Annotated in this window: 8 protein-coding genes and 1 pseudogene; 5 read left to right on the top strand and 4 right to left on the bottom strand. The window is 61.4% G+C overall.

Annotated features, from left to right (window positions below):
• Positions 1–539 precede the first annotated feature (539 nt).
• The 3 genes and pseudogenes from ACT3S6_RS15745 to ACT3S6_RS15735 all read left to right on the top strand — a co-directional run bounded on the left by ACT3S6_RS15745 (position 540) and on the right by ACT3S6_RS15735 (position 3,095).
• Positions 540–1,846, top strand: a pseudogene (locus tag ACT3S6_RS15745) (transposase).
• Positions 1,847–2,165: 319 nt separating this feature from the next.
• Positions 2,166–2,585 (top strand): hypothetical protein, encoded by a 420-nt coding sequence (locus ACT3S6_RS15740; protein WP_444555754.1) that lies wholly within the window; start codon positions 2,166–2,168, stop codon positions 2,583–2,585.
• 117 nt (positions 2,586–2,702) lie between these two features.
• Positions 2,703–3,095, top strand: coding sequence for a hypothetical protein (locus ACT3S6_RS15735; protein ID WP_444555753.1), 393 nt, complete (start codon positions 2,703–2,705; stop codon positions 3,093–3,095).
• 76 nt (positions 3,096–3,171) lie between these two features.
• Here the strand turns inward: ACT3S6_RS15735 and ACT3S6_RS15730 are convergent, their stop codons facing one another.
• The 4 genes from ACT3S6_RS15730 to ACT3S6_RS15715 form a co-directional block, all read right to left on the bottom strand.
• A complete protein-coding gene (locus ACT3S6_RS15730; RefSeq protein ID WP_444555752.1) occupies positions 3,172–3,588 on the bottom strand; it encodes a hypothetical protein in 417 nt (138 codons plus the stop codon).
• Positions 3,589–3,811: 223 nt separating this feature from the next.
• Complete coding sequence (locus tag ACT3S6_RS15725) at positions 3,812–4,186, bottom strand: hypothetical protein (RefSeq protein WP_444555751.1); 375 nt, start codon at positions 4,184–4,186, stop codon at positions 3,812–3,814.
• Positions 4,155–5,336: an IS110 family transposase gene (locus tag ACT3S6_RS15720; protein ID WP_444555750.1), complete on the bottom strand. Its 1,182-nt coding sequence runs from the start codon at positions 5,334–5,336 to the stop codon at positions 4,155–4,157. Before ACT3S6_RS15720 ends, ACT3S6_RS15725 begins: the two co-directional genes overlap by 32 nt.
• A gap of 126 nt (positions 5,337–5,462) precedes the next feature.
• Positions 5,463–5,897 carry an RDD family protein gene (locus ACT3S6_RS15715; RefSeq protein ID WP_444555749.1) on the bottom strand — a complete coding sequence of 145 codons (435 nt, stop codon included), beginning with the start codon at positions 5,895–5,897 and terminating at the stop codon, positions 5,463–5,465.
• A gap of 266 nt (positions 5,898–6,163) precedes the next feature.
• On the opposite strand from ACT3S6_RS15715, the gene glnA reads away from it, so the two are divergent.
• Both glnA and ACT3S6_RS15705 read left to right on the top strand, forming a co-directional pair.
• Positions 6,164–7,588, top strand: coding sequence for a type I glutamate--ammonia ligase (gene glnA, locus ACT3S6_RS15710; RefSeq protein WP_444555748.1), 1,425 nt, complete (start codon positions 6,164–6,166; stop codon positions 7,586–7,588).
• A gap of 261 nt (positions 7,589–7,849) precedes the next feature.
• Entirely contained in the window at positions 7,850–8,077 is a 228-nt protein-coding gene (locus tag ACT3S6_RS15705) for a hypothetical protein (RefSeq protein WP_444555747.1), read from the top strand.
• The last annotated feature ends 87 nt before the right edge of the window (positions 8,078–8,164 follow it).

The following is an 8,164-nucleotide window of genomic DNA, read 5'->3' as shown; positions in this document are numbered from 1 at the left end:
CATCTGGCGCTACACCGGAACCCCGATGACCGGCTGGCAGAAACTCGACAACAACCCACGCACAGTCGACATCGTGGTGGCGTAAGTCCCGTGGAACTTGGGCGGCTAGATGTACTCGACCAAGATATTGTCGGCAGTTGAATAAGTGGAGACCTCCTGGATCGGCAGTTATGACGACAACCGATCCAGGAGTTCTTCCATGTCCGACGATATGGTCCGTCGCCCACTCCTCAACCACAATTCCCACCTGACCCTGCACGGCCGACGTCTACTCGTGCACCGTGTACGGCCGCCCCTCCGGACCGTTTCCTAGGTGCGTGGGTCAGTAATTCCGGCAACGAACCTTAAAACGCTGAGGGGATTAACCAGGAACAGGCGCCTCTGCTGGGATAATTGGGGGTATGGATACCGGTTCTGCTGACATGGATGGCCTGTTCGACGAATCCCTCATCGAACGCGTCGAGCTCCCGGACGATGACCGGATCGACACCAACGGCGGAGTCAACAAACGCTTCTAGGCCTTCGAACCCAACGCCGTGATGCTCGTCCCGCCCTCACTGGATGAATGGCTACCCCAGGACCATCTGGCCCGGTTCATCGGCGAACTCGTCGATACCGAACTGGACCTGACCCGGTTCTACGCCTCCCATGCCAAGGCCAAGGGCCAACCACCCTATGATCCACGCCTGATGCTCAGGGTTCTGCTCTAGGGATACTGCGTCGGGGTCCGCTCCTCCCGCGAGTTGGAGAAGGCCTGCACCGATGTGGTCGCCTTCCGCTGGCTCGCCGCCCAGCAGGCACCGGACTTCCGCTCGATCGCCCGCTTCCGTGAACGCCACCTCGCAGCACTGGGCAACGTATTCCTCCAGGCCCTTGAACTCTGCCGGGCCGCGGGCATGGTCTCGTTGGGCCATGTGGCCCTGGACGGAACGAAGGTCCGCGGCAACGCCTCACGGCATAAGGCGATGTCCTACGAAAGGCTCACCAGCAGGCAGAAGGTCCTCGCCGATGAGATCAGTGACCTGATGGCCGAGGCCAAGACCGTGGATGCGAACGAGGACGCCCGATTCGGGCCAGGTAGGCGAGGAGATGAGCTGCCCGCCGAACTGGCGAACCGCCAGCGCCGGGCCGCCGCGATGCAGGCAGCATGGGAATCGATCGAGGCCGAAGCCGAAACGAAGGCAAGCGATCGTGGAGACGACGACCAGGACATCACCGGTTCCGGGGACGCTGCTGCCGCGGACGCGGTGGCCAAACCGACGTCCCAGCGCAACTTCACCGACCCGGACGCGAGGATCACGAAGACCGCCGATGGTTCCTACCACTACAGCTACAACGACCAGGCCGTTATTGATGCCGACCGCCAGGTCACCGTGACCACCCAACTGGGCAACACCGCGGTGGACGTGCAGCAGCTGGTGCCGATGATCGAACACACCACCACTTCCTTGGACGCGATGCCGGCGAAGTGGAGTGCCGACGCAGGGTATTGCTCAGCCGCGAACCTAGAACACACCGGTTCTCGGGAGGCTGCCGGGGGCACTTCGTTCTTCGTGTCCACCCGGAGGGTCAAGCATGGGCGCCCGGTGCCGGAATCACCGCGGGGCAGGATCCCGAAGGACGCGACGGTGACCGAGAGGATGGCCAGGCGGCTGAAGACGAAGAAGGGCAGAGCGGTCTATGCCAGGCGCAAGGCCATCGTGGAACCGGTCTTCGGCAGATACACACACGGCAAGGCAAACACGTGCTGTTGCGCGGCTTGGAGAGGGCCTCGAGGGAGTAGGAGTTGATGGCGGGGTGCCATAATCTGCTCAAACTCTTCAGTTACCGGGCCCAGACGGCCTGAAAGGGGCGGGACCCCGCTCTGCGGGGCGTGGCATGACCATCTGGGTAGCGCTTCGGAGCAGCCAGGTGGCGTTTCCTTGAAATAGAGCCCGAAGGCCCGTCCTCTTTCTCTGACGAGAGGGACGGGCCTTCGGGTTCAGGGCTGACACCGGACAGTTGGTTTATCGACTACCGACCCACGCATCTAGGCAAAGTCTCCGGCGCCTGCGGTGCCCTAATAATCCATCGTCCGTAAGTATTGACTCCCCTCAGTCGGAGGCCCATGCTGAACACAAGCTCGATTGATCATTTCGCTATACAAATAAGTGAGGGTGAGAACGATGGGCGATGTTCGCCAGTTTCTGGAAGTTCTAGGCAAGTTGGCCACGGACGACAACTTCCGCAAGGAGTACGAAGCAGCTCCGGAGAAGTGCCTTGAGAAATATGAGATCAAGGTGTCCTCGAACGTGCAGGCAGAGCTTCCAAAAAAGCAGGCCCTGGTCGACGCTCTGAAGAGTGTGCTGGAAAGCACCCTTGCCGTTGCCCCAAGCAACGAGGACCTGATGACGCTGAGGCCACAGATGCCGAGTGCGCAAATGATGGGGGGACAAATGGGGCTGTTCGTCGAAGGGACGGGGCCATCAATCGTTTTCCCATCAGGAGAAGTGTTCGTACCGCCGTGGGTGAAATATGCTCAACCGCAACTGGTTCTGCGTCTAGTGGATCTGCAGCGAGTGGAGAAGCGTTGGTCTCAATTCTAAGCCAGGAAAGCCGTGTCCGCCGCTAACGGGCCGTCTGCGTTCAGAGCATCACGCCTATGCGCCCATTCAGGATGCTCGTCATGAGCATTTGACGTGTGAACCGCATAGGAGAAAGTCATGACCAAGAAAGCTCAGGGCCGGTCGACAGTGTTGTTTGCCAAGATCCTGAACAAGGACGCCCAACGCAAGGAATACGAGCTGGAGCTCATAGGCGGGGACAGACTCACGATAGACACCACTGAAGTGGACAAGATCGAAGAGTACGTTTGTCCGGCCACCGGGAACCCGGTCGCGAAGGTCACCCTTGACGAGGAGTCTGAGGTCAGGACGGTGGCCAGGGTGCGAGACCTGGTGGCGCACCTCTACGCGGCCGATGGGACTCCACGGCCGATACCCCTCCACGTCTACGACGGGGGTCTTTACGCAGCCGGAGGGCGGCCGACGCCAATGCCCGTCTACGTTTACGACAGGAATCGCTACGTCTACGACGTGCGGACGACGGGCTGGTGACAAGGAGCCAATACGGGCCCGTCCGCGCAAGCAGTCGCCTGGCACCAGGAGAATCCCGCCCTCCTGCGAGAACCGGTTAGCCGACGATGTTGTCCAACGCACCGGCAGCAATATTCAGGAGCAACGAGATCACATGCAGCAGCAACGGGATGATCAGTGAGGGCGCCAGCAGGGCAGAAGCTGGGATCAGGATCCACAACATCGGCTTGGCAACATGCCCAGTGTTGCGGCCCTTGCGCGAATCCAAGAGCCACTTGAGCATGAGCACGAAGACCAAAGCCGTACCCGCCATAGCCATGGTCTCAGGCAGCCCCGGATAGGCTCCCGAGACGGAAGACCAGAAGCCGTCCCAGTGCTGTCCGAAGTCGACGGTGCCCTCGGTTGGGGTCGGCGCAGCATCCGGCACCTCCGGGGACGGTGCGGGATCCACGGCCGGAGAGCTGGCCGCCGGCTCCGTGGGCGGAGCAGGAACAGTGTGGGTGGTGCGAGACACGATGTGGCCTTTCGTGGGGTTATCGGCTTCGGGCAGTACGGCGGGACTTCTTCATCAGTGGGGCCCGCAACTCGGCAAGGGTTCCCACCTGTACGCGTGCGGCAAGAGCCAGGGCGACATCAGCGCAAGCTCGAGCATCCTCACCGGCATCGTGGTGCCCGAAATCAGCAATCTCGATCTCCTCCGCCACAACGTCGAGGCGGTACGCCGCCAAGCCCGGCAACTAGTGCTTGGCAAGCTTCATCGTGCACTCGTAGTCGAACTCTGGAACTTCCAGACCAGACTCGATGGTCGCAGCGTTGATCACCGACCGTTCGAAGGCGACATTGTGCCCCAGCAACGGCAGGCCACCAGTGAAGCGGACCAACCGGTCCAGGAGCTCCGGCCAATCAGGTGCACCCTCGATATAGGACGGCGTCAGATGATGGACAGCAATGTTGTTGGGGTGGAAGACCTCGAACCCGCGCGGCGGGCAGACCGGATAAGTATGCACCGCGGCCACTTTGCCTCCGACCACTTTCGCCACACCGATCTGGCAGACGCTCGCCCGCTTGGGGTTCGCCGTCTCAAAGTCGAGGACTACGAAGTTGTCTAGCATGGGTGCCGCTTTCGCTGGATGATTGGAAGGAGGCCCGCCCCGGAGTTGATCGGCAGGTTCGGGCCTCCACATAGTCCTTCGAGGCCGGGTCGTGGAGCCACAGCCCGTTGCCCAAGCCGATGAGGGCCCGGCGTAGTTCGACGCTGCCCTCGCGGCTGATTGAGCCGTCCCGGCGCCGACCGGCTGATTCATATTGGGACGGAGACAGCCCGGAGGCCCGGTAGATCTGCGACTGTCCCGGCCAGCGGGATGGTTCCCCGATACCGGCGCCGTAGGCCGCGGCCCGGGACACTGACCAGCCAGGCACGGACAGTAGGGGATGGAACGGGGTGGACGGCAACAGTGCGGCGAGTTGGGCGTCCACCGTGCAGATCTGCCCGTCGAGGAGTTGGAGCATTGCCAGGTCTTCTACGAGCACGTCGCGGGCCGAGACGGCATCGGTCTGGGGCAACGCATCCCTGGCCGCGGCTACCAGCCGGGCCGCCATGGGGCCTCGGACCTGCAGCCCGCGAACTTGGGCGTAGCGGATGAACCGTTCGGTACCCAGTGAGGAAAGACGGTCCGGGTCGGCGAAGTGCTCGGTGACCAGCCGGCCGACCTTGGTGGCCAGAATGTTGGGTAGGGCCAGGGAAAGGCCGGGAAAGGTGCGGTCGAGTTGGCCCAGGATCTGGTTCTTCAACGCGGTCTTGGCCTCTATACGGCGATACCGGTGGGCGGCCAAGACGGTGATTGAGCCGATGACCACGGAGCGTTCGGTCATTTGCTGGCCACGTCCGGCCAGGACCAGTTCGGTGATTGCTTCGAGATCGATCGCGGCGGTCTTGACCTTGCGTCGGCCCTGGATGCGGCGTTGCTCGGCCACGTGGGCCGGATTCAGCTGGAGCAGTTTCCAACCCGGGGGCCAGGACATCGGGGACGAAAGCGGGCGGTGGTAATGCCCGGCGGCCTCGATGCCGACCAGGACCGGGATATCCGGTGGTATGACGACTTGGATCTTCTCCAACGCGGCGTTCAGACCCGTTCGGGTCATCGCGGCATCGAATGGATCCAGCAAAATCTGATGTTCAGAGTCGGTGGCCGACAGAGCCAGAGTGTTCTTACCGACGTCCACAGCCACGACAACGGCCTGTATTGCATGATGGAATGACATGACCCACCTCCGGGGGCAGCCAGAAGGACCGGCGCGTCAACGCCTGATCCTCGATGAGGGATCTGATATATCCCTTCTGGCACCTCCGGAGGTGTTTTGGGAAGACCTACGACTTATATCAGGACGTCAGGTCCGTACGAGGATAGTCTTGATGGCCCGGTCGTGGAGGCCGCGCTGATCCGGGTCGGTGACCAGTGGGGGGACGACCAGACAGACCAGGACACCGCGGATGAGGCCCTGGAGCGGTCGCACGGGCGAGCCGTCCATGCCCTGCACCTGCATACCGAGGGTGCGGTGGCCGATGGAGTGGCCGGTCACTCCGACGAAGACGATCTGCATGGCGGCGAACAGCGCCAAATTGGCGTAGGAACTGCCGTGGAAGAAAATGAACGACGGGATCATGGCCAAGGCCCAGTCGATGCACAAGGCACCGACGCGCCGGCCAATGCGAGCCACAGATCCCGGCCCGCTTTCGGGCCGTCCAAGGCGCTGGCCCGGCCAGGCTTCGGAATTGAGCTGAGGCGGGCCTTCGAGCCATGAGCTGACATCTTTACGTTCCACCCCACCAGTCTATCGCGGGCTTTCCAGAGTGCGGCGACATCGTCCCGTCCACGCTGATAAGCCCGGAACGCGAGGCCGGGCGGGAGCGAAAAACTACTCCCGAAATCGCTGGGATCGGTCCGCTGGGCACTCTATAACGCCCGAGAAGCGAATGTGTCACGATCGGGGAACCAATATTCGTTAGAGTAGGGATACAGCGAGGGGCCGACACGTGCAAAGGCCGCGTGCTTCCCTGGCCTGAGCAAACCTCATAGGAGCAGTAGCAGATGTTCAAAAACCCTGACGAAGTCCTCAAGTACATTGCCGACGAGGACGTTAAATTCGTCGACATCCGATTCACGGACCTCCCGGGGGTGCAGCAGCACTTCAACGTCCCGGCCAAAACGGTTGACGCAGACTTCTTTGTCGACGGACAGCTTTTCGACGCTTCGTCGATCAAGGGCTTCCAGGGAATCGCGGACTCTGACATGCAGTTGATTCCGGACGTCACCTCCGGCTTCGTCGATCCCTTCCGTCTGGAAAAGACCCTGGCTTTCAACTTCTCGATCGTCAGCCCCCGTACCGGCGAACCGTACCACCGCGACCCGCGTGGCGTAGCCGAGCGTGCTGAGGCATACCTGGAGTCCACGGGTATTGCCGATACTGCCTTCTTCGCTCCGGAAGCGGAATTCTTCATCTTCGACAACATGCAGTGGGAGTCGAAGCCGCAAGGTTCCTTCTACAAAATTGATTCAGTCGAAGCTCCGTGGAACACCGGCAAGAAGGAAGAGGGCGGCAACCAGGCCTATAAAACGCCGTTCAAGGGAGGCTACTTCCCGGTGGCTCCCACCGATAAGCAGGCCGACTTGCGTGACGCCATCTGCCTGGAACTCGAAGCGGCGGGCCTTGAAGTCGAACGGTCGCACCATGAGGTCGGCGCCGCAGGCCAGGCCGAGATCAACTACAAGTTCAATACGCTGACGCACTCTGCTGATGACATCCTGAAGTTCAAGTACATCGTCAAGAACCTGGCCGATGCCTGGGGCAAGTCCGCGACGTTCATGCCGAAGCCGGTCTTCGGTGACAACGGTTCAGGTATGCACTGCCACCAGTCGTTGTGGACCGATGGTGTCCCGTTGTTCTACGACGAGAAGGGCTACGCCGGCCTGTCGGACACCGCCCGCTGGTACATCGGCGGACTACTCAAGCACGCCTCCTCCGTCCTTGCCTTCACCAACCCGACCGTGAACTCCTATAAGCGGCTGGTCAAGGGCTTCGAAGCCCCGGTGAACATGGTGTATTCGCAGGGCAACCGCTCCGCCGGTATCCGCATCCCGATCACGGGGTCGAACCCGAAGGCCAAGCGCATCGAGTTCCGCGCGCCAGATGCCTCGGGCAACCCGTACCTTGCTTTCGCCGCTCAGCTCATGGCAGGCCTCGATGGCATCCGCAACCGCATTGAACCGGCCGATCCGATCGACAAGGACCTCTACGAACTTCCAGCCGAGGAAGCCAAGGACATCCAGGTGGCACCAGGGTCGCTTGAGGAAGCCCTGTCGGCTTTGGAGGACGATTTCGACTTCCTGCTCGCCGGTGATGTGTTCACCGAGGATCTGATCCGGACCTGGATCGACCTCAAACGCGAAACCGAGATCAAGCCGCTGTCACTGCGCCCGAACCCCTATGAGTTCGAGCTCTACTACGGCTGCTAGTCAGACCGCAAAGCTAAACCTCATCTAGTCCGTAGAGAGTCCGCACGAGCGAGCGACACTTCGGTGACGGCCGCACGTGCGGACTCTCTATTGTCTGGATCCCCGCCTGTGGTGGCCGCTTGCCATCGTTCAGCCACGCTCCAAGTACCCTGCTCCCCCTGCACCATGATGGGCGTTTTCCCGGGACTCCCCCGGCTACATCCACCCAGCGCATCAGTAAAAGCGCTGGTCAGGAGCTGGGGCCGTGCATAGAATCGCTCTATGGCCTATCACTTGGAAAGACTGTCTCGCGGCAGTGTCGACTCACGCACGGATGTCTTCGGAAACGACCTTGATGAAGCACTCGAGACAACGACCGACGCACTAACCAAAGATAAAGTCGAATTCGCCCGGCTCATGGAAGACGGATCCGGGAACAGCGGACCTGGTGAAGGTCGAATCGTTGCCATCTATACCGCAGCAGAGGGCTGGCACAAGCTCGAGGCCTAGAAGCTGGATAGCTCCCGGATATCGACTCAGAAGGGTGGTTCTTCCGGGGGCTTTTCCGGTGTTTGGGGTTTGGGGCGTAGCGGGTTG

This window comes from Arthrobacter sp. AOP36-C1-22, assembly GCF_052377515.1.
Lineage (GTDB): Bacteria > Actinomycetota > Actinomycetes > Actinomycetales > Micrococcaceae > Arthrobacter_H.
This window is presented reverse-complemented; position numbering and strand designations above follow the sequence as displayed.

What these genes read in the sequence shown, in the direction of transcription:
- ACT3S6_RS15740 (WP_444555754.1), top strand. Translation starts at nt 2,166, where the DNA reads ATGGGCGATGTTCGCCAGTTTCTGGAAGTTCTAGGCAAGTTGGCCACG.
- ACT3S6_RS15735 (WP_444555753.1), top strand. Translation starts at nt 2,703, where the DNA reads ATGACCAAGAAAGCTCAGGGCCGGTCGACAGTGTTGTTTGCCAAGATC.
- ACT3S6_RS15725 (WP_444555751.1), bottom strand. Translation starts at nt 4,186, where the DNA reads ATGCTAGACAACTTCGTAGTCCTCGACTTTGAGACGGCGAACCCCAAG.
- ACT3S6_RS15720 (WP_444555750.1), bottom strand. Translation starts at nt 5,336, where the DNA reads ATGTCATTCCATCATGCAATACAGGCCGTTGTCGTGGCTGTGGACGTC.
- glnA (WP_444555748.1), top strand. Translation starts at nt 6,164, where the DNA reads ATGTTCAAAAACCCTGACGAAGTCCTCAAGTACATTGCCGACGAGGAC.
- ACT3S6_RS15705 (WP_444555747.1), top strand. Translation starts at nt 7,850, where the DNA reads ATGGCCTATCACTTGGAAAGACTGTCTCGCGGCAGTGTCGACTCACGC.